Raw genomic sequence first — 18,348 nt, 5'->3', positions numbered from 1 at the left:
CTTGACTGACCTCTCGGCGCTGCGCGAGCAGCTGGCCGCCCAGGGCGTGCACACGCTGCTGGCCCAGTTCACCGACCTGCACGGCGTGGCCAAGGGCAAGTACGTGCCCCTGCACCAGCTGGGCGAGCTGCTCAAGAGCGGCGCGGGCTTCGCCGGCCCGTCGATCTGGGGCACCGACCTGCCACGCACCGGCGCTCGCGCCGAGTACTACGCGCGCGGCGACCAGCGACGCATCACCGTCATGCCTTGGCAGCCGGGCTATGCCCGCGTGATCTGCGACGGCTTTGTCGCCGGCCAGCCCTTTGACGCCTGCCCGCGCCAGGTGCTGCGCCGCGCCACCGCCCGGCTGGCCGAGCGCGGCTGGACGCTCAAGACCGGCATCGAGCCCGAGTTCTTTCTGCTGCGCCGCGAGGCCGGCCGCTTCGTGCCGGTGGACGACCACGACCGCCTGGACAAGCCCAGCTACGACCTGAAGTCGCTGCCGCGCCAGGCGAGCTTCCTGCACGAACTGCGCGGCGTGCTGGAGGCCTGGGGCCTGACGGTGCTGCAGATCGACCACGAAGACGCCCACGGCCAGTACGAGCTGAACTTTGCCTTTGACGAGGCGCTGGCCAGCGCCGACCATCTGATGGGCTTCAAGCTGGCCGCACAGGCGTTGGCCGAGGCCCGCGGCATGGTCTTCTCGATGATGCCCAAGCCCTTTGCCAACCAGCCGGGCAGCGGCCTGCACTTTCATGTGTCGCTGTGGGATGCGGCGGGGGCCTGCCTGTTCCAGACCGACGAGGCGGACGAGGACCTGTCGCTGCTGGGCCGCCAGTTCGCAGCCGGCGTGCTGGCCCATGCGCCGGCGCTGTGTGCGCTGGCCGCGCCCACGGTCAACAGCTACAAGCGCCTGGTGGTGGGCGAAAGCCTGTCGGGCACCAGCTGGGCCCCGGCCTACATCGCCCACGGGCCCAACAATCGCTCGGCCCTGCTGCGCACCCTGCCCGGCCGTTTTGAATGGCGCGTCCCCGATGCCAGTGCCAACCCCTACCTGGCCACCGCCGCGCTGATCGCCGCGGGGCTGGATGGCATCGACCGCCAGTTGGCGCTGCCGCCGGTCTGCACCGACGACCTTTTTCAGCTGGACCTGCCGGCGCTGCGCGCGCGCGGCATCGGCCTGCTGCCGCAGTCGCTGGGCGAGGCGGTGGATGCACTGGAGGCTGACCCGGTGGTTTGCCAGGCGCTGGGCGAGACCCTCTCGCGGGCCTTCGTCCGGCTCAAGCGGGCCGAATGGATCACCTACGCCCGCCATGTCAGCGACTGGGAACTCCAGCGCTATGCCGCAGCCTTCTGACGGCCTGCGTCGCCGCGACCTGCTGCTGGGCGCCAGCGCCTGGTCGGCTGGTGCGGCGGCCCAGTCCGCGCCCGAGGTGATCCGCCTGGGTCAGTCGGTGCCGATCAGCGGACCAGCCCAGCACCTGGGCATCGAGGTCCAGCGCGGCCTGCAGCTGGCGGTGGATGCCGCCAATGCCGCCGCGGTGCTGCCCGGTCGGCGGCTGGAGCTGGTGTCGCTGGACGACCAGTACGAGCCCGAGCTGGCGCTGGAGAACACCCGCACGCTGATCCAGCAGGACCGCGTCTTCGCGCTGGTGGGCTATGTCGGCACCGAGTCGACCCAACGCTGCCTGCCGGTGGCGGTGCAGGCGGGCGTGCCGATGATCGCGCCGCTGACCGGCGCCGAGTCGCTGCGCACCCGGCCCTCGCGCTGGCTGTACCACCTGCGCCCGGGCCTGAGCAGCGAGTTGGGCCTGATCGTGCGCACGCTGGCCACGATGGGCTGGCAGCACCTGGCGGTGGTCCAGCAGGCCGATGCCGACGGAGACGCCGGGCTGGAGGCCTTGCGCGCCGCATTGTCCCAAGCCGGCCAGCCGGCGCCGCTGGCGATCACCCGCATCGAGCGCAATTCCACCAACCAGGTGGCGCTGGAGCAGCGCGACGTGCTGCAGGTGACCCAACAGATCCTGGCGGCGCGTCCGCAAGCCGTGCTCTTTCTGTGCGCCTATGCCCCCACGGCAGCCATCCTCAAGCGCTTGCGCCTGGGCGGCTTTGCAGGTGGCGCCTATGCCACCAGCTTGGCCAGCTCCAGCGCACTGGGCCCCCTGTTGGGACCGCAGGTGGCCGGTCTGAACATCACCCAGGTCGTTCCATCGCCGGGCGACGTCTCGCGGCCCGTGGTGTCCGCCTACCGCCAGCGCCTGGGCAGCACGGCGCCCGAGCATGTCTCGCTGGAGGCCTGGATCGCCGGCCAGTTGGTGATCGAGGCCCTGCGCCGAACGCCGCTGCGCGCCAACCGGACCGCATTCCTCACGGCGCTGGAGTCGCTGGGCGGCTGGGACCTGGGCGGCTTCGTGCTGCAGTGGGACCCGCTGCGCCGCCAGGCCTCGTCCCAGGTGGCGCTGACGGTGCTGGACGCCCGGGGACGCCCGCAGCGATGAGCGCACCCCGGGTGCCCTGGCTGGCCTATGCCAGCCTGGCGGCCAGCATGGCGCTGGTGGGCAGCTATGTGGGCCTGTCGCGCATGCTGGTGGCGGTGCTGCCGGTGTTCCTGCTGGCCTGGCTGCGCTTTGGCATTGCGGCGGTGGCGATGCTGGGCTGGCTGCGCCGCACCCCGGGCGAGCCGCCGCTGGCACCGCATGAGCGCGGGCTGCTGTTCTGGGAAAGCTTCCTGGGCAATTTTCTGTTCTCGATCTGCATGCTGTTCGGCGTCGCGGCCACCTCCGCGGTGGCAGCGGGCGTGGTGATGGCGGCCATTCCGGCCCTGGTGGCACTGCTGTCGTGGCTGTTCCTGGGCGAGCAGATCGGCCGCCGGGTGGCCATGGGCATTGGCTGCGCCGTGACCGGCGTGGCCTGGCTGGCGCTGGCGGGTTCGTCATCATCGGCGGCTGAAGCGCCCTGGTGGGGCTACGCACTGCTGCTGGCCGCCGCGGTCTGCGAGGCCTGCTATGTGGTGATCGGCAAGCGGCTGACCGCGGCGGTGTCGCCGCGCCGCATCAGTGCGCTGATCAACCTGTGGGGCCTGGCACTGGTGACGCCGCTGGGCCTGTGGCAAGCCCTGTCCTTCGACTTCAGCGCGGTGGCCCCACCCATGTGGGCCTTGCTGTTCTTCTATGCGCTGGCCGCCAGCATGATCACCGTCTGGCTGTGGATGCGCGGGCTGCGCGAGGTGCCCGCGCCGAGGGCCGGCGTGTTCTCGGTGCTGCTGCCGCTCAGCGCCACCGCCGTGGGCGTGGTGTTCCTGGGCGAGTCACTGGGCCTGGCCCAGGTGGGCGCGCTGACGTTGGCGCTGGCCGGCCTGCTGATGGCGACCTGGCCAGCGCGCGCCTGATCAGATGAAACCCAGCGTGCGTTGGCTGCCAAAGTTGGCCAGGTTGGGCAGCACGTCGTTCAGATCAGCATCGGCCACGCCGAACCACCCCAGCAGCGTGGCGGCGTACTGATCGACCGAGCTGCTGGGAATCCAGCGGCCCTGCAGCTCCCAGGCCTCCAGGCCCACATCGTCCGGACCGCCCAGCTGCAGCGTCGGGTAGCTGCCATAGGTCTGTCCGCCATGCACTGCGCCACCCAGCACCAGCTGGTGGTTCCCCCAGGCATGGTCGGTGCCACGCGACTCGTTGGGGGCAAAGGTGCGGCCGAAGTCGCTTTGCGTGAAGGTGGTCACCTGCGGCGCCAGGCCCAGCGCCACCAGCGCGTTCTGGAAGCAGGACAGGGCCAGGGCCAGCTCGCCCATCAGCGCCGCGTGCGTGCCTTCGGTGGCGGTGCCACCCACCTGGTTCAGGTGGGTATCGAAGCCGCCCATCTGCGCGAAGAACATCTGCCGGTTGCCCTGCACCACCGCGTTGGCGGCGATCAGCTTGGCGGCCTGGTAGAGCTGCGGCCCGAGCTGGCCCGTCACCGCACCACCATTGATCAGCGGCGCGAAGGCCGCATCGATCTGCGGGATCGCGTCGGCGTCGCCGGGGCGAATGCCGACCAGCCCGGCCAGACGGCTCGAGACATCGAACGCACTGCGTTGCTGCGTGGCAAACGCGGCGCCCAGCTCCAGCGGCTGCGGCGCGGCGTAGAGCGCATCGATCGCGGCCTTGCGCAGGCGGTTGGGCTCCCAGTCCTGGTCCTCGGGCCGCAGGCCATAGGCGCCAAAGCCGGCACCGGGGCCCGGCAGGACCAGCGGCATGCGCAGATCCTCCACACCAAAGTGCCCGTTGCCGCCCAGCGAGATCACCGGATTGACCGTAGCCAGGTGCTGCGAGGCCCGACCGCCCCAGCCCGTGCGGGTCTGCGAATCGGTGGTGCCGGTCTCCCACTGGATTTGCTGGTCGGAGTGCGAGAACAGGCTCTCGGGCACGGTCTCGGAGCCTTCTGGTGCATCGCGGTACTGCTGCTTGGTCAGCGGCTCATGCAGCGGTCCGAGGTTGAACACCGGCGCCAGCATGCCGCTGTTCCAGTGCGCTGCCAGCGGCGCCATGGCCGGGTGCAGACCGTAGTCGCTGCCCGACAAGGCCACCAGACTGCTGCGCGGCAAGGCCAGCGGCCCGCGCACCGCCGCATAGGCGTCGTGGCGCGTGGTGTCGGTGGGCACCACCATGTTCATGCCATCGTTGCCGCCGTACAGCACGATGCAGACCAGGGCCTTGTAGTCGGCGGCCCAGGCCGTGCGCGGCACCAGCAGCAGGTTGGCCAGGCTGCCCGCACCCAGGGCCGCGGCCAGCGCACCACCGGCACCCAGGAAGCGGCGGCGGCTGTGGAAGTGGTGAATGTGTGTCATCAATCGGCCCTCCTCAGCGCTGCACCTGGTAGTCGGGCGAGGCCAGCAGCAGATAGGCTGCGGTGGCCACCCGGCGCTCCCGCCAATGGTCCTTGTCGACATCGCTGGTCCAGAACGACACCGCGTCGACCACCGTCTTGCGCGGCCCCTTGGCCAGTGTTCGACCCAGCAGCGTCAGGCTGATGCGGTCCACCAGGGGACCCGCACTGCCGGCCATCGGGGTGAAGTCGCTCAGGTCGACGCCGGTGCCCAGCGCATCGGGGATGTCCGGGTTCGGCGCCGAGCCGCCCCAGTCGAACAGCCAGGTCAGCACGTTCAAGCGCTCCAGCGCGCCATTCGTGTTGTGGATGCCGAACTCGGGACCGACGCGGCCGGTGCCCGGCACCGGGTAGTCCGGCGGATAGAAGCCGAACACCGACGGCGACATGAACATCTGCTGGTGCAGCGTGTCGCCCCACCACCAGTTGAAAGGCTCGCCATCAGTATGGCCCTTGAAGGCGCGCAGCGCACCGGTGAACAGCAGCGCCGGTGCGCGCAGGTGTCCGGCACGCGGCGCATCGGGCGCCTCATTGCGCGCCAGCGGGTCAAGCAGCACGGCGGCCACGGTGGCCGACAGGTCGCCCTTGTGCGAGGTGCCAAAGACATGTTCGCCGCTGGTGTCGGTGTAGACGAAGCGGCCGGTCTCGAAGGCCGCGGACACGCGCCCCACATAGGCCGGTTCGGGGTCGCTGGACACCAGGTGCTGAATCAGCCGGCGCGCCACGAAGGGCGCCATGTTCGGGTGGCGCATCAGGCTGTCGAGCACCTGGTCCAGCGCGGCGGGCGCTGGCGTCAGCGGTGCGACGCTGACCTTGGACAGCAGGCTGCGTGCGCGCCGGTCGCGCAGGCGCGGTGCCTCGACCATCTCGCCGCCGTAGTACAGGCAATTGGCGCCCTGCGGCCAGCAGCCCCAGGGGCTGGCGCCGCCGGGCGGATAGGTCCAGCCGGTCAGCGCGAAGGCGTAGTTGCGCACCATGGTGTTGTCGTACACCGGCCGGCATCGGCCGCCCTTGAGCGTGCCGTCGGCCTCCAGCTTGCAGGTGCCCAGCGCAAACAGCTGCAGCAACTCGCGCGCGAAGTTCTCGTTGGGCGCGAAGCGGTCGTTGTTGACATGGTCCAGGTAGTCGCCCATCACCGGGGACAGGATCACCTGGCGCAGCAGCTGGCGGTAGTTGTCGAAGGCCAGCGCCAGCAGCTTGTTCTGGTAGTTGCGCAGGCCATAGGTGCCCGAGATCTCGTAGCCGCTGACCACCAGAAAGTGCGACAGCGCCATCGCTACCCGTTGGCGCAACTGGTCGGGCTGGCCCACCGCATTGCGGTAGAAATCCCAGACCAGCGGCTCGGTCGAGTAATAGTCGCGCCAGCAGTACGGGTTGTCCTTCTGAGCGCCAGCGTCGCAGAACGGCACCGTGCTGGAGCGGGTGTGGATGCGGTCATTGCCGCCGCGCTGGTAGCGCGACAGGTCCAGCGTCATCTGCTGCTTGATCCAGCTGGCCGCACCGGCGGCCTGGATCTCGGCCACCAGGGCCTCGCTGGGGCCAAAGCTGGCCTGATGCGCCAGCCGAACGGCATCGGCCACCGAGGTGCTGCTGGGGCTGCTGGTGCCCTGCGGGCTGAGCGATTGTCGCGTGGCCTTGTCGACCGAGGCAGCGGCCTCGTCCTGCGGCTGGCTGCCGCCACAGCCAGTCAGAGCCAGCACGCTGGCCAGACCGAGCAAGGGCAGCCACCGCCCGGTGATGCTGGTTCTCATGCGCTCCTCCCGACGAGCCCGTGAAGACGGCATGGTGCCGCGGAGCCCTGGATCGCACTGTAACCGTGGGTTGCGAGGTGTCAGCGCACTGGCGCCATGTCACGCAGCTGTTGCCAGACCGCCTGCGCTGGCTGGCCCTTCAGGCGGTGGTCGCTCCAGACCTGGCGCCAACGGCGCGCGCCTGGCAGGCCGTTGCGCAGCCCCAGCATGTGGCGCGCCACATGCGACCAGGGCACGCCGCAGCGGGCCATGTAGGCCACCAGCGCGGCTTCGACCTGGTCGCGGCTGTCGGCCGGGTCGTCGGCAGCCCCCAGGAAGCGGCTGTCCCAGTCGGCCATCAGCCAGGGCTGGTGGTAGGCCTCGCGACCGATCATCACACCGTCAACCTGGGCCAGGTGGGTGGCGATATCCTCGTTGGACTGGACGCCACCATTGAGCACCACGGTCAGCCGCGGAAAGTCACGCTTGAGCCGGTAGACGAACTCGTAGCGCAGCGGTGGCACCTCGCGGTTTTCCTTGGGCGACAGACCCTGGAGCCAGGCATTGCGGGCATGGACGATGACCACCTCGCAGCCAGCCTCGGCCACGGTGCCGACGAAGTCACGCACGAAGTCATACGACTCGGTGCGGTCCACGCCGATGCGGTGCTTGACGGTCACCGGGATGCGCTGCACCGCGTCACGCATGGCCTTGACGCCATCGGCCACCAGCCGCGGCTCATTCATCAGACAGGCACCAAAAGCACCGCGCTGCACGCGTTCGCTGGGACAGCCGCAGTTGAGGTTGACCTCGTCGTAGCCCCAGCGCTCGGCCAGACGGGCGCAGGCCGCCAGGTCCTCGGGCTCGCTGCCGCCCAGTTGCAGGGCCAGCGGGTGCTCTTCCGGGTTGAAGTCCAGGTGGCGGTGCTGGTCGCCATGCAGCAGGGCCCCGGTGGTGACCATCTCGGTGTAGAGACGGGTGCGTCGGGTGATCAGGCGGTGGAAGTAGCGGCAGTGCCGGTCGGTCCAGTCGAGCATGGGCGCCACCGACAGGCGCCAGGGCGACAGCGGCGCGTGCGTCATTTGCGGGCCTTGCGGCGCTGGCGCGCGCGTTCCTCGCGGATCGCGGCGCGCTCTTCGCGGCGGCGGGCGTCCTCGGCCTCGCCCTCGGCAATCCAGGTGGCGATCTGCGCCGGCGTCTCCAGCGTCACGCGGCCCAGCGCGCCGGAGCGGAAGTCGTTGAGCACCACCTCGGCGGCCTTCTGCAGGTCGACCACGCCACCGCTGCGCACCGCGCCGCGGAAGCGGCCGATGCGCTCCAGCAGGTCTTCGGCCGCGAGGGTGTCGACCTCGGTCTGGCGCCAGCGCGCCGCCACCAGCCCGCCGAAGCCGGCCTCGATCAGCGATTCCAGCAGCTCCAGCGCCACCTCTTGTTCGTCATAGGCATTGCGACCCACCGCACCGCTGGCCGCCAGGTGAAAGCCGCAGCGCGGCGCGATGATCTTGGGCCACAGCATGCCCGGCGTATCGAACAGGTAGGCGTCTTCTGCCAGCGTGATGCGCTGCTCGTTCTTGGTGATGCCGGCTTCGTCGCCGGTCTTGGCCGCCTTGCGGCCGGCCAGCGTGTTGACCAGCGTGGACTTGCCCACGTTGGGCACGCCGCAGATCAGGATGCGCAGCGGCCGGTCCATGCCGCCGCGCTGCGGTGCCAGCTCACGGCAGGCCGCGACCAGCCGCTGCGCAGGCGCTCGCTCGCTGGCATCCAGGCCGATGGCGCGGGTCTGCGGCTGGGCGTTGTAGTGGGCCAGCCAGTCGGACGTGCGCGCTGCATCGGCCAGGTCCTGCTTGTTCAGCACCTTCAGGCCGGGCCGGCGCGCGGTCAGCTCGGCCAGCAGCGGGTTGGCGCTGGAGCCGGGCAGGCGCGCATCGAGCAGCTCGATCACCACATCGATGCCCGCCTTCATGCGCTCGGCGATCGCCTTGCGCGTGGCATGCATGTGGCCGGGGAACCATTGAACGCTCATCGGGCGGCTCCTGGCCGGGCGGCGTTGGCGGCGATGCCGGCGGCCCAACGCGGCATCAGCGGCAGCGGGAAGTCGTGGCCCATGCCGGGGATGATGTCCAGCGTCGAGCCCGGCAGGTGTCGGGCCAGGTGTTCGGCGGCGGCCACCGGCACCAGCGGGTCGGCGTCGCCGTGGATGATGTGGACGGGTGCCGTGATGCGGGCGAGCAGCGGGGTGCGATCGCCGTCGGCCATCACCGCAGCCATCTGTCGCGCCGTGCCCTGCGGTCGCCAGGCACGCTGCACCTGGCGCTGCCAATGGGCCATGAAGGCCGGCGGCTCCGGCGCGTAGGCCGGGCTGCCCAGCACGCCGAAGCTGCGCACCATGTGCTGCGCCAGCTGGTCGATTGCAGAGCCTTCAGGCCGCGCGCTGAGTGTGGCCAGGGCCTGCGGCGTGGGCGCTGGCAGGCCGCGGGCACCGGCGGTGGTCATCACCAGCGTCAGGCTGGCCACGCGCCCGGGGTGGGCGGCGGCCAGGCGCTGGGCGATCATGCCGCCCATGGACGCACCCACCACATGCGCGCGAGCCACGCCCAGCGCGTCGAGCACACCCAAGGCATCCTGCACCATGTCGCTCAGCGTGTAGGCCAGGCCAGCGGCCAGCGCTGTGGCGTCAAAGCCCTGCGACAAACCGGCATCGCGGTTGTCGAAGCGCAGCACGCGGTGACCGCGGCCGACCAGGTCATCGACCAGGGCCTGCGGCCAGTCGGTGAGCTGCATGCCCAGGCCCTGGATCAGCAGCACCACCGGACCGGACATCGGTCCCTGGTCGTCCACCTCGATGGCCACGCCGTGTGCGCTGATCTGCATGGAAACCTCAGTCGAGTGCGCGCAGCGGGTGCACGTGGGCCGGCCAGGGGCTGGCAAAGAACGGCGCCACCATCTCGGGCGTGACGTCAGCGATGTGCGGCGGATTCCAGCGCGGGTGGTGGTCCTTGTCCACCGCCAGCGCGCGGATGCCTTCGACCGTCTCGCTGGCGGTGCCGGGGCGCAGCCAGAAGCAATGGCGCACCAGGTCGCGCTCGAGGCGCAGGTCCTCGGCCAGCGTCATCTGGCGGGCGCGGCGCACCTGCTCGAGTGTCACGGCCATCATCAGCGGCGAGCGCTTGGCCAGTGCCTGGCGCGTGGCCAGGGCGAAGGCGCCGCCGGCTCCGGCCAGCGCGGCATCAATGGTGGCCAGTGCGTCGCGGCTGAAGCAGGCGTCGATCTCGGCGCGGTGAGCATCCAGCGGCGCCGCACCCACTGGCGTGGCGAAATGGCGCGCCGCGGCCAGCACGCCATCGGCGGTGGGGTCCTGCAGCGAGGCCAGCGCATCGATCAACGCGTCCTGGCGCGCGGCATCGACCCGGATGTCGGCCAGGCCGGCAGCGATCGCGTCCTCGGCGCCCAGGATGTGACCGGTCAGCGCCAGGTACTCGCCCAGGTGACCCGGGCAGCGCGCCAGAAACCAGCCACCGCCCACATCGGGGAACAGGCCGATGTGGGTTTCGGGCATCGCCAGCTTGCTGTGCTCGGTGACCACGCGCAGCGCCGCGCCCTGGCTGATGCCCATGCCGCCGCCCATGCAGATGCCGTCCATCAGCGCGATAAAGGGCTTGGGGTAGCGGTGGATCAGGTGATTGAGGGCGTATTCCTCGGTGAAGAAGTCCTCGAGCCGCGGGTCGCCGGCCAGCGCCGCCTGGTGAAAGAAGCGGATGTCGCCGCCGGCGCAGAACGCGGGGGGCTTGCCCTCGCGTCCGGCGCCGCGCACCACCACGCCGGCCACCGCGGTGTCGCTGCGCCAGTCCAGCAGCACCTGGGTCAGGTCGCGCACCATCGCCAGCGACAGCGCATTCAGCGCACCCGCTCGGTTCAGGGTGATCAGGCCGATCGCGCCGCGGCGCTCGGCCAGCACATGGCCGTCGCTCGAGACGGCGTGGGCAGACGTGAAGCTCATGGTCATGATTTTCTCAGGCCTGGGCACGCTGGCGCAGTGCCAGGGCCTCGTTGCCGGCCAGGGCCAGCAGCACCAGGGTGCCGCCGCCGATCACCGCCGGCGTAGGCGATTCAGCGGTGCCCAGCCAGGTCCAGGTGACGCCAAACAGGATCTCCAGCAGACCCAGCAGCGCCGCCTCGGGGGCCTTCAGCACCCGGCCGGCGGCCACCGCCAGCACGCAGGGAATCGCCAGTTGCACCACGCCCAGCATCACCAGCAGGCTGATGTCGTGGCCTGAGGCGGCCAGCGGCCAGGCGGGCGGCAGCGTCAGCAAGGCCGAGGCCAGTGAGCCCAGCAGCACGGCCGGGGTCATGTCGCGGTGCTCGTCCGGGTGAGCCTGGGCGTTGTGCTGCAGCAGCGTCCACATGGTGCCGCCGGCCAGCGGCACGGTCAGAGCCACCAGGGTGCCCAGCAGGTCGCGCGGGCTGCCGCCGGCCACCTGCGAGCCGTACATCCAGGCGATGCCGATGCCGGCCAGCACGATCGCCACCCAGGTGCGTCCCGGCAGCCGGTGTTTCAGCCAGACCCGGCTGATCAGTGCGGTGACCAGCGGTGCCAGCGACATCGTCACCAGCACATTGGCCACCGTGGTCAGCGTCATCGCCAGCATGAAGGAGGTGAACATCACCGTCCAGCAGGCCGCTGACAGCCACAGCAGGCGCCCTCCCCCGCGCACCTCGGCCCACAGCGTGGCCGGCCCTTTCTGCCAGCCCAGCAGCACGGCCAGGGCCAATGCGTTGGCAGCGCTGCGCCAGAAGGTCACCTCGAATGAGGCCGCCGACTCAAGATGGCGCGACACCACGCCGGCGATCGACCACAACAGGGTGACCAGCAGCATGATCGCCACCGCCTGCGGGTGGCTGGGATGGGTGAACGCTTGGCGCCAACTCATGGGTGTCCTCGGCTGGTCGGGCCCGGCGGGCGCCGGTTCAAGGCCTCGGTGTCGTACTGGGTCCAGCGACCGCCCCAGCCTCGGCGCAGGATCAGGGTGTGCGTCGAGCCGTCGGCCTGGGCACGCCAATACGGCGCCGACAGGTCGACGGCGATCTCCGGGCAAGGCGGCGACGCGCCCTCCGGACGCAGACGCGCGGCGTCGGTGTCCAGGACGCAGCTCACCGGCTGGGCCGGCGAGAAGGCGCGCGCCCAGGCCAGCGGTGCCTGATGAAGGTTCCAGCCCAGCACCACCACCATCATCGCCGCGGACAGCCACTGGGCGACCCGCAAGGACCAGCGCGACGACGGGTCGGCAGGCATGGGCGGCGCGAGGACACCGAACCAGGCCAGGGTCAGCGTGCCTATCAGGGCGCCGATCGCCAGCCAGTGGGCGCTTGACCAGGGCTGCACATAATGCTGGAAGCGCGACAGGTGCAGCAGCACCGCACCACTGACGGTCAGTGCTGCCAGCGCCAGCAGCACCACGCGCAGGCGGGGATGGGCCATCAGGTCCGCCCCCGCGGCGTGGTCGCGCAAGGATGTCCAGGCCGGCAGGACCACGCCCTGGGCACGCAGCGCCTGTATCAGCGGCAGCGCCTCAAAGCGCTGCTGCAGCCAGGCGGCGTTGGCGGGGTGGCGCCAGTTGATATAGCCCAGCGGCCGGTGGGGCGGCTGGCTGGAGGACGCCTCGGCGCTGCCCTGGCCGAGCGGTCGCCAGACTGCCGGCCGCAGGCCTCGCAGGCCGGAGAGTCCCCAGCCCAGCCGAATCAGCGCCAGCCCCTGGCTACCCACGCCGAGGCCGGTCAGACGGAGCCGGGTGCGACCGCTGCGCAGGTCGTCCAGAGCCAGCTGCCAGTCGAGCCAGCGGGCGAACAGTGGCACACCGCTGGCGTAGCTCAGCGTCCGCTCGTTCAGCGTCAGGCGACCATGGCGACGCTGCATCCAGGTCCCCCAGGCGACCAGGCCGGCCGCCATCAGCGGCGCCAGCGCGGCAAGCCACCGCGGTCCGCCCCATGCCCCGCGGCCGTCCAGTGTGCGCGCCAGCGCTTCGCGCCAGATCGCGGGCGGAAACAGCGCGTAGAGCTGCCAGCCAATGAGGACGACGCCCAAGGCTGCCAAGGACAGCGCCCAGCGCGTGATCGCCGGGACGGCGACCGACGCCATGACGAAGACCTGCGCGCCCTCGGCGCGGTGGCTGGGCGTCATCCGGGCGATCAGGCCTCGCGCGCGGCACGCTTGCGATCGTGCTCGCTGAGGTGGCGCTTGCGCACGCGGATGCTCTTGGGTGTGATCTCGACCAGCTCGTCATCGTCGATGAACTCGACGCCGTACTCCAGCGTCAGCTCGATCGGCGGCGTCACCTTGATCGCGTCTTCCTTGCCGCTGACGCGGAAGTTTGTCAGCTGCTTGGTGCGGGTGGCGTTGACCACCAGGTCGTTCTCGCGGCTGTGGATGCCGACGATCATGCCCTCGTAGACCGGGTCGTTGGGCTTGACGAACATGCGGCCGCGGTCATCGAGCTTGCCCAGCGCGTAGGTGAAGATCTCACCGGCGTCCATGCTGATCAGCACGCCGTTCTTGCGGCCGGCGATCTCGCCCTTGTGCGGCTCGTAGCCGTCGAAGATGTTGCTGATCAGGCCCGAGCCGCGGGTCAGGTTCAGGAACTCGTTGGAAAAGCCGATCAGTCCGCGCGCCGGGATGCGGTACTCCAGGCGCACGCGGCCGCGGCCATCAGGTTCCATGTTGACCAGCTCGCCCTTGCGCTCGCCCAGCGCCTGCATCACCCCGCCCTGGTGGGTTTCCTCGACGTCGGCGGTGACCAGCTCGATCGGCTCATGACGCACGCCGTCCACATCATGGAACACCACGCGCGGCTTGCTGACCGCCAGCTCGTAGCCCTCGCGACGCATGTTCTCCAGCAGGATGGTCAGGTGCAGCTCGCCCCGGCCGGAGACTTCGAAGACACCGTCCTCGTCGGTCTCGGACACGCGCAGCGCCACATTGCTCTGCAGTTCCTTCTGCAGCCGGTCCCAGATCTGGCGGCTGGTGACGTACTTGCCTTCGCGACCAGCCAGCGGGCTGGTGTTGACGCAGAAGTTCATCGTCAGCGTCGGCTCGTCGATCTTCAGCATCGGCAGCGGCGCCGGGTTGGCCGGGTCGGTGATGGTCACGCCGATGCCCAGGTCCTCGATGCCGTTGATCAGCACGATGTCGCCCGGGCCTGCCTCGGTCGCCTGCTGGCGCTCCAGGCCCTGGAAAGTCTGGACCTGGTTGACGCGGCCCTTGTAGGACTTGCCGTCCGGACCTTCCATGACCAGCACATCCTGCGCCGGGCGCAGCGTGCCGGCGTTGATGCGGCCCACGCCGATGCGACCGACGAAGGTGGAGTAGTCCAGCGCCGAGATCTGCAGCTGCAGCGGTGCGGACGGGTCGCCCTGATGCGCCGGCACATGCTTCAGGATGGTGTCGAACAGCGGGCCCATCGAGGTGCCCCAGGCCTCGCCGGCCGGGCCTTCCTCGAGCGAGGACCAGCCATTGATGCCCGAGGCGTAGACCACCGGGAAATCGAGCTGTTCGTCGGTGGCGCCCAGCTTGTCGAACAGGTCGAAGGCGGCGTTGATCACCTTGTCGCAGTTGGCGCCCGGCTTGTCGACCTTGTTGACCACCACGATCGGGCGCAGGCCCAGCGCCAGCGCCTTCTTGGTGACGAAGCGGGTCTGCGGCATCGGGCCTTCCTGGGCGTCGATCAGCAGCAGCACACCGTCGACCATCGACAGCGCGCGCTCGACCTCGCCACCGAAGTCGGCGTGGCCCGGGGTGTCAACGATGTTGATGTGGGTGCCGTTCCAGCGCACCGCGCAGTTCTTGGCCAGGATGGTGATGCCACGCTCGCGCTCGATGGCATTGCTGTCCATCACCGTGTCGACGACCTTCTCGTGCTCGGCGAAGATGCCGCTCTGGCGCAGCAGTTGGTCCACCATGGTGGTTTTGCCATGGTCGACGTGGGCGATGATGGCGATATTGCGGATCTGACGGCTCATGAGGGGCCTCGGTTTCTCAGGATTGCAGCAGGGCCTGGACCTCGGGCGGGCTCAACAGGCGGTCGGCGATGAGTTCGCCGGCGGTGATGTGGGCGCTGCCCAGGAAGGCAGCGGGTTCGGGGCCATAGACGCGCACGGCATCGGCATCGGCCAGCGGGGTGCGTCGGCGCAGGCCTTGCAGGAATCGGGCCGCCTCGTTGGCGGGCAGGCGCACCTCAGGCTGGTCGGCCAGCAAGCAGTCGGGTCGGCGCAGCAGGGTGTCGCGCTCGGGCTCGGTCAGCGCAGCTAGCTGGTCCAGGGTGACGGCATCGGCCAGGTCCAGGCCGCCGCTGGCGGTGCGGCGCAAAGCGCTCAGGTGTGCGCCGCAGCCCAGCAGCTCGCCGATGTCCTCGGCCAGCGTGCGGATGTAGGTGCCCTTGGAGCAGCGCACGTCCAGCACCAGTTGGTGCTGCTCGGGTGCCCAGGACAGGATGTCGATCGCGTGGATCGTGACCTGGCGCGGCGCACGCTCTACCTCGATGCCGGCACGGGCGTACTCGTACAGCGCCTTGCCGTCCTTCTTCAGCGCCGAGTGCATGGGCGGCACCTGCTTGATCAGGCCGCTGAAACGGGCACAGGCCGCGGCGATGGCGTCGGGCGTGACCGCCACCGGCCGCTCGCGCAGCACCTCGCCTTCCAGGTCGCCACCGGCGCGGGTCTGGCCCAGACGCAGCGTGGCGGTGTAGCGCTTGTCGGCGTCCAGGCTGGCCTGCGAGAACTTGGTGGCCGCGCCGAAGCACAGCGGCAGCAGGCCGCTGGCCAGCAGGTCCAGCGTGCCGGTGTGGCCGGCCTTCTCCGCCCGCATCAGGCGCTTGGCCTTTTGCAGCGCGTCGTTGCTCGACAGGCCCACCGGCTTGTCGAGCAGCAGCACGCCATGCAGGGCACGGCGCGGGACGCGGGGACGCAGGGGCGCGCTCACAGGCTCACTCGTCCTTGGCGCGGGTGGCGTTGGCGCGCTGGATCAGCGCATTGAGTTCGGCCGCGCGCTCGGTGGTCTGGTCGAACTTGAAGTGCAGCGTCGGCACGGTGTGGATCTGCAGGCGCTTGAACAGGCCGTTGCGCACGAAGCCGGCGGCCTCATTCAGCGCCTCTTCGGTGGCCTCGGGGCTGCCGACCAGCAAGGTGAAACGCACCGTGGCGTGGGCATAGTCGGGCGTGACGTCGACACCGCTGATCGTGACCATGCCGATGCGCGGATCTTTCAGCTCGCGGATCAGCTCGGCCACATCGCGCTGGATCTGGTCGGCCACGCGGAAACTGCGGTTGGGAATGCTGCGCTTGTGTCGCATGGGATGCTCCTGACCATCGGTCGCCTCAAGCAAAAACCCCGCCGCAGGCGGCGGGGTTGATCGGAGGACGTCCGTGCCGCCGGTTTACAGCGTGCGGGCGATCTCCTTGATTTCGTAGACCTCCAGCACGTCACCTTCGGAGATGTCGTTGTAGTTGCGCAGCTTGATACCGCACTCGAAGCCTTCCTTGACTTCCTTGACATCGTCCTTCTCGCGACGCACCGACTCGATCTCGCCGGTGTAGATCACGATGTTGTCGCGCAGCAGGCGGAACTTGGCGTTGCGGCGCACCAGGCCCGAGGTGATCATCGAGCCGGCCACGGTGCCGATCTTCGAAGCCACGAAGACCTTGCGGATCTCGGCCGTGCCCAGTGCCTCTTCCTTCTGCTCGGGCGCCAGCATGCCGCCCATCGCCGCCTTCACCTCATCCACGGCGTCGTAGATGATGTTGTAGTAGCGCAGATCCACCCCGTTGTGCTCGGCCAGCTTGCGGGCATTGGCATCGGCACGGGTGTTGAAACCAATGATGATGGCCTTGGAGGCGATCGCCAGGTTGACGTCGGACTCGCTGATGCCGCCGACCGCCGCATGGACGATCTGCACCCGCACCTCGTCGGTCGACAGCTTGAGCAGCGACGAGGCCAGGGCCTCCTGCGAGCCCTGCACGTCGGCCTTGATGATGAGGGGCAGCGACTGCGCGGCTTCCTGGCCCATGTTGGTGAACATGTCCTGGAGCTTGGCGGCCTGCTGCTTGGCCAGCTTGACGTCGCGGTACTTGCCCTGGCGGAAGGTGGCGATTTCACGGGCGCGGCGCTCGTCGGCCAGCACCATGAAGTCGTCGCCAGCCAGCGGCACCTCGGTCAGGCCCTGGATCTCGACCGGGATCGACGGGCCGGCAGCGTCGGTGGCCTTGCCGTCTTCGTCGAGCATGGCGCGCACGCGGCCATAGCTCGAGCCGACCAGCACCACGTCGCCCTTCTTCAGGGTGCCCGACTGCACCAGCACGGTGGCCACCGGGCCGCGGCCCTTGTCCAGGCGCGCTTCAACGACCAGGCCCTTGGCGGCAGCCTCGATCGGCGCGGTCAGCTCCAGCACCTCGGCCTGCAGCAGCACCTGCTCAAGCAGGGCATCGATACCCTGGCCGGTCTTGGAGGACACGCCCACGAAGGGGCTGTCACCGCCGAAGTCCTCGGGCACCACCTGCTCGGCCACCAGCTCGCTCTTGACGCGCTCGATGTTGGCCTCCGGCTTGTCGATCTTGGTCATCGCCACGACGATCGGCACCTGGGCCGCCTTGGCGTGGGCGATGGCTTCCTTGGTCTGCGGCATCACGCCGTCGTCGGCGGCGCAAACCAGGATGACGATGTCGGTGGCCTTGGCACCGCGGGCGCGCATGGCCGTGAAGGCCTCGTGACCCGGGGTGTCGAGGAAGGTGATGACACCGCGCGGCGTTTCGACGTGGTAGGCGCCGATGTGCTGCGTGATGCCGCCCGCCTCGCCCGCGGCGACGCGGCTGCGGCGGATGTAGTCCAGCAGCGAGGTCTTGCCGTGGTCGACGTGGCCCATGACGGTGACCACCGGCGCGCGCGGCTTGGCCTCGCCATCGGTGGCGGCGTGTTCTTCCTCGAGGAAGGCATCGGGGTCGTCCAGCTTGGCGGCGAACGCCTTGTGGCCCATTTCCTCGACCACGATCATGGCCGTTTCCTGGTCCAGCTGCTGGTTGATGGTGACCATCTGACCCAGCTGCATCAGCTTCTTGATGACCTCGCTGGCCTTGACCGACATCTTGTGAGCCAGGTCCGCCACCGAGATGGTCTCGGGAACGTGGACTTCCTGGGTCTGCGGCTCGGTCGGCATCTGGAAGTTGCTGCCACGGTCGCCATCGCGGCTGTCGCCACGGCGGCCGCCGCGCGGGGCCTTCCAGCCGGCGCGGCCGGCGTTGGCGTCCGGTCGGCCCTTGCCGGCCGGCGTGCCGCGCTTCTTGTCATCGGCCCAGCTCGACGACAGCTTCTCGGACTTGACCGACTTCTTGTCGCCCGGCTTGGCGGTACCAGCCGTGGTGGTGGTGGCGCCCGGGGCGGCCTTGGCCTTGTGGATGGTGCCCTTGATGCCTTCCTTGTTGGCGGCAGCCGCCGGCTCGACCGGCTTGGGCTCCTCCTTCTTCGCGACCATGACCTTCGCCTTGCGATTCATCATCTCGCGAATCTTGGCGGCCTCGTCCTCGGCAGCCTGGCGGCGCTTGGCCAGCTCGGCCATGCGCTTTTGCTCGTCGGCATCGGCGGAGGTGCCCTTGACGAGGCGAACCGTCGGCTTGGGCGGCTCGGCCGGCGCGGGAGCCGCTGCCGGGGCGGGCGCAGGGGCCGGCGCCGGTGCGGCCGCCGTGGCGGCAGTCTGCTGCGCGGCAGCGGCCGCGGCGGCCTGGGCAGCAGCCTCGGCCG

15 protein-coding genes are annotated in these 18,348 nt (G+C 69.9%); 3 read left to right on the top strand and 12 right to left on the bottom strand.

Annotation, left to right across the window (positions count from 1 at the left end):
• Nucleotide 1: 1 nt before the first annotated feature.
• The 3 genes from glnT to KAK06_RS10600 are packed head-to-tail and all read left to right on the top strand — an operon-like array spanning nucleotide 2 to nucleotide 3,367.
• Nucleotides 2–1,336, top strand: a complete 1,335-nt coding sequence (glnT, locus tag KAK06_RS10610; protein ID WP_210802052.1) for a type III glutamate--ammonia ligase — start codon at nucleotides 2–4, stop codon at nucleotides 1,334–1,336.
• Nucleotides 1,320–2,477: an ABC transporter substrate-binding protein gene (locus KAK06_RS10605; RefSeq protein ID WP_210802051.1), complete on the top strand. Its 1,158-nt coding sequence runs from the start codon at nucleotides 1,320–1,322 to the stop codon at nucleotides 2,475–2,477. The genes glnT and KAK06_RS10605 overlap by 17 nt, the downstream gene beginning before the upstream one ends.
• The gene (locus tag KAK06_RS10600) at nucleotides 2,474–3,367 is read left to right on the top strand and encodes a DMT family transporter (RefSeq protein ID WP_210802050.1); all 894 of its coding nucleotides are present in this window, start codon (nucleotides 2,474–2,476) and stop codon (nucleotides 3,365–3,367) included. The genes KAK06_RS10605 and KAK06_RS10600 overlap by 4 nt, the downstream gene beginning before the upstream one ends.
• Here the strand turns inward: KAK06_RS10600 and KAK06_RS10595 are convergent, their stop codons facing one another.
• From KAK06_RS10595 to infB, 12 genes are all read right to left on the bottom strand, one after another.
• Entirely contained in the window at nucleotides 3,368–4,804 is a 1,437-nt protein-coding gene (locus KAK06_RS10595) for a DUF1501 domain-containing protein (protein WP_210802049.1), read from the bottom strand.
• A 13-nt stretch (nucleotides 4,805–4,817) separates the two neighbouring features.
• On the bottom strand, nucleotides 4,818–6,593 hold the full coding sequence (locus KAK06_RS10590) for a DUF1800 domain-containing protein (RefSeq protein WP_247652784.1): 1,776 nt from the start codon (nucleotides 6,591–6,593) through the stop codon (nucleotides 4,818–4,820).
• Nucleotides 6,594–6,673: 80 nt separating this feature from the next.
• Nucleotides 6,674–7,654, bottom strand: coding sequence for a tRNA dihydrouridine(20/20a) synthase DusA (dusA, locus tag KAK06_RS10585; RefSeq protein WP_210802047.1), 981 nt, complete (start codon nucleotides 7,652–7,654; stop codon nucleotides 6,674–6,676).
• Nucleotides 7,651–8,595 carry a ribosome biogenesis GTPase YlqF gene (ylqF, locus tag KAK06_RS10580; RefSeq protein WP_210802046.1) on the bottom strand — a complete coding sequence of 315 codons (945 nt, stop codon included), beginning with the start codon at nucleotides 8,593–8,595 and terminating at the stop codon, nucleotides 7,651–7,653. The genes dusA and ylqF overlap by 4 nt, the downstream gene beginning before the upstream one ends.
• The gene (locus KAK06_RS10575; protein ID WP_210802045.1) at nucleotides 8,592–9,443 is read right to left on the bottom strand and encodes an alpha/beta fold hydrolase; all 852 of its coding nucleotides are present in this window, start codon (nucleotides 9,441–9,443) and stop codon (nucleotides 8,592–8,594) included. The genes ylqF and KAK06_RS10575 overlap by 4 nt, the downstream gene beginning before the upstream one ends.
• Nucleotides 9,444–9,450: 7 nt before the next feature.
• Entirely contained in the window at nucleotides 9,451–10,569 is a 1,119-nt protein-coding gene (locus KAK06_RS10570; RefSeq protein ID WP_210802044.1) for an enoyl-CoA hydratase/isomerase family protein, read from the bottom strand.
• 13 nt (nucleotides 10,570–10,582) lie between these two features.
• Nucleotides 10,583–11,500 carry a DMT family transporter gene (locus KAK06_RS10565; RefSeq protein WP_210802043.1) on the bottom strand — a complete coding sequence of 306 codons (918 nt, stop codon included), beginning with the start codon at nucleotides 11,498–11,500 and terminating at the stop codon, nucleotides 10,583–10,585.
• On the bottom strand, nucleotides 11,497–12,747 hold the full coding sequence (locus tag KAK06_RS10560; RefSeq protein ID WP_210802042.1) for a hypothetical protein: 1,251 nt from the start codon (nucleotides 12,745–12,747) through the stop codon (nucleotides 11,497–11,499). The genes KAK06_RS10565 and KAK06_RS10560 overlap by 4 nt, the downstream gene beginning before the upstream one ends.
• An 8-nt stretch (nucleotides 12,748–12,755) precedes the next feature.
• On the bottom strand, nucleotides 12,756–14,582 hold the full coding sequence (gene typA / locus KAK06_RS10555) for a translational GTPase TypA (protein WP_210802041.1): 1,827 nt from the start codon (nucleotides 14,580–14,582) through the stop codon (nucleotides 12,756–12,758).
• Nucleotides 14,583–14,598: 16 nt separating this feature from the next.
• On the bottom strand, nucleotides 14,599–15,540 hold the full coding sequence (gene truB, locus KAK06_RS10550; RefSeq protein ID WP_210802040.1) for a tRNA pseudouridine(55) synthase TruB: 942 nt from the start codon (nucleotides 15,538–15,540) through the stop codon (nucleotides 14,599–14,601).
• 4 nt (nucleotides 15,541–15,544) lie between these two features.
• Nucleotides 15,545–15,910, bottom strand: coding sequence for a 30S ribosome-binding factor RbfA (rbfA, locus tag KAK06_RS10545; RefSeq protein WP_210802039.1), 366 nt, complete (start codon nucleotides 15,908–15,910; stop codon nucleotides 15,545–15,547).
• Nucleotides 15,911–15,994: 84 nt separating this feature from the next.
• Nucleotides 15,995–18,348, bottom strand: a 2,354-nt coding sequence (infB, locus tag KAK06_RS10540) for a translation initiation factor IF-2 (protein ID WP_210802038.1), incomplete at its 5' end; no start/stop codon positions are given.

This window comes from Ideonella aquatica (assembly GCF_018069755.1).
Taxonomy (GTDB): domain Bacteria; phylum Pseudomonadota; class Gammaproteobacteria; order Burkholderiales; family Burkholderiaceae_C; genus Ideonella; species Ideonella aquatica.
This window is presented reverse-complemented; position numbering and strand designations above follow the sequence as displayed.

Coding starts and splice junctions, on each gene's coding strand:
- KAK06_RS10605 (WP_210802051.1), top strand. CDS start 1,320: ATGCCGCAGCCTTCTGACGGCCTGCGTCGCCGCGACCTGCTGCTGGGC.
- KAK06_RS10600 (WP_210802050.1), top strand. CDS start 2,474: ATGAGCGCACCCCGGGTGCCCTGGCTGGCCTATGCCAGCCTGGCGGCC.
- KAK06_RS10595 (WP_210802049.1), bottom strand. CDS start 4,804: ATGACACACATTCACCACTTCCACAGCCGCCGCCGCTTCCTGGGTGCC.
- KAK06_RS10590 (WP_247652784.1), bottom strand. CDS start 6,593: ATGAGAACCAGCATCACCGGGCGGTGGCTGCCCTTGCTCGGTCTGGCC.
- dusA (WP_210802047.1), bottom strand. CDS start 7,654: ATGACGCACGCGCCGCTGTCGCCCTGGCGCCTGTCGGTGGCGCCCATG.
- ylqF (WP_210802046.1), bottom strand. CDS start 8,595: ATGAGCGTTCAATGGTTCCCCGGCCACATGCATGCCACGCGCAAGGCG.
- KAK06_RS10575 (WP_210802045.1), bottom strand. CDS start 9,443: ATGCAGATCAGCGCACACGGCGTGGCCATCGAGGTGGACGACCAGGGA.
- KAK06_RS10570 (WP_210802044.1), bottom strand. CDS start 10,569: ATGAGCTTCACGTCTGCCCACGCCGTCTCGAGCGACGGCCATGTGCTG.
- KAK06_RS10565 (WP_210802043.1), bottom strand. CDS start 11,500: ATGAGTTGGCGCCAAGCGTTCACCCATCCCAGCCACCCGCAGGCGGTG.
- KAK06_RS10560 (WP_210802042.1), bottom strand. CDS start 12,747: ATGACGCCCAGCCACCGCGCCGAGGGCGCGCAGGTCTTCGTCATGGCG.
- typA (WP_210802041.1), bottom strand. CDS start 14,582: ATGAGCCGTCAGATCCGCAATATCGCCATCATCGCCCACGTCGACCAT.
- rbfA (WP_210802039.1), bottom strand. CDS start 15,910: ATGCGACACAAGCGCAGCATTCCCAACCGCAGTTTCCGCGTGGCCGAC.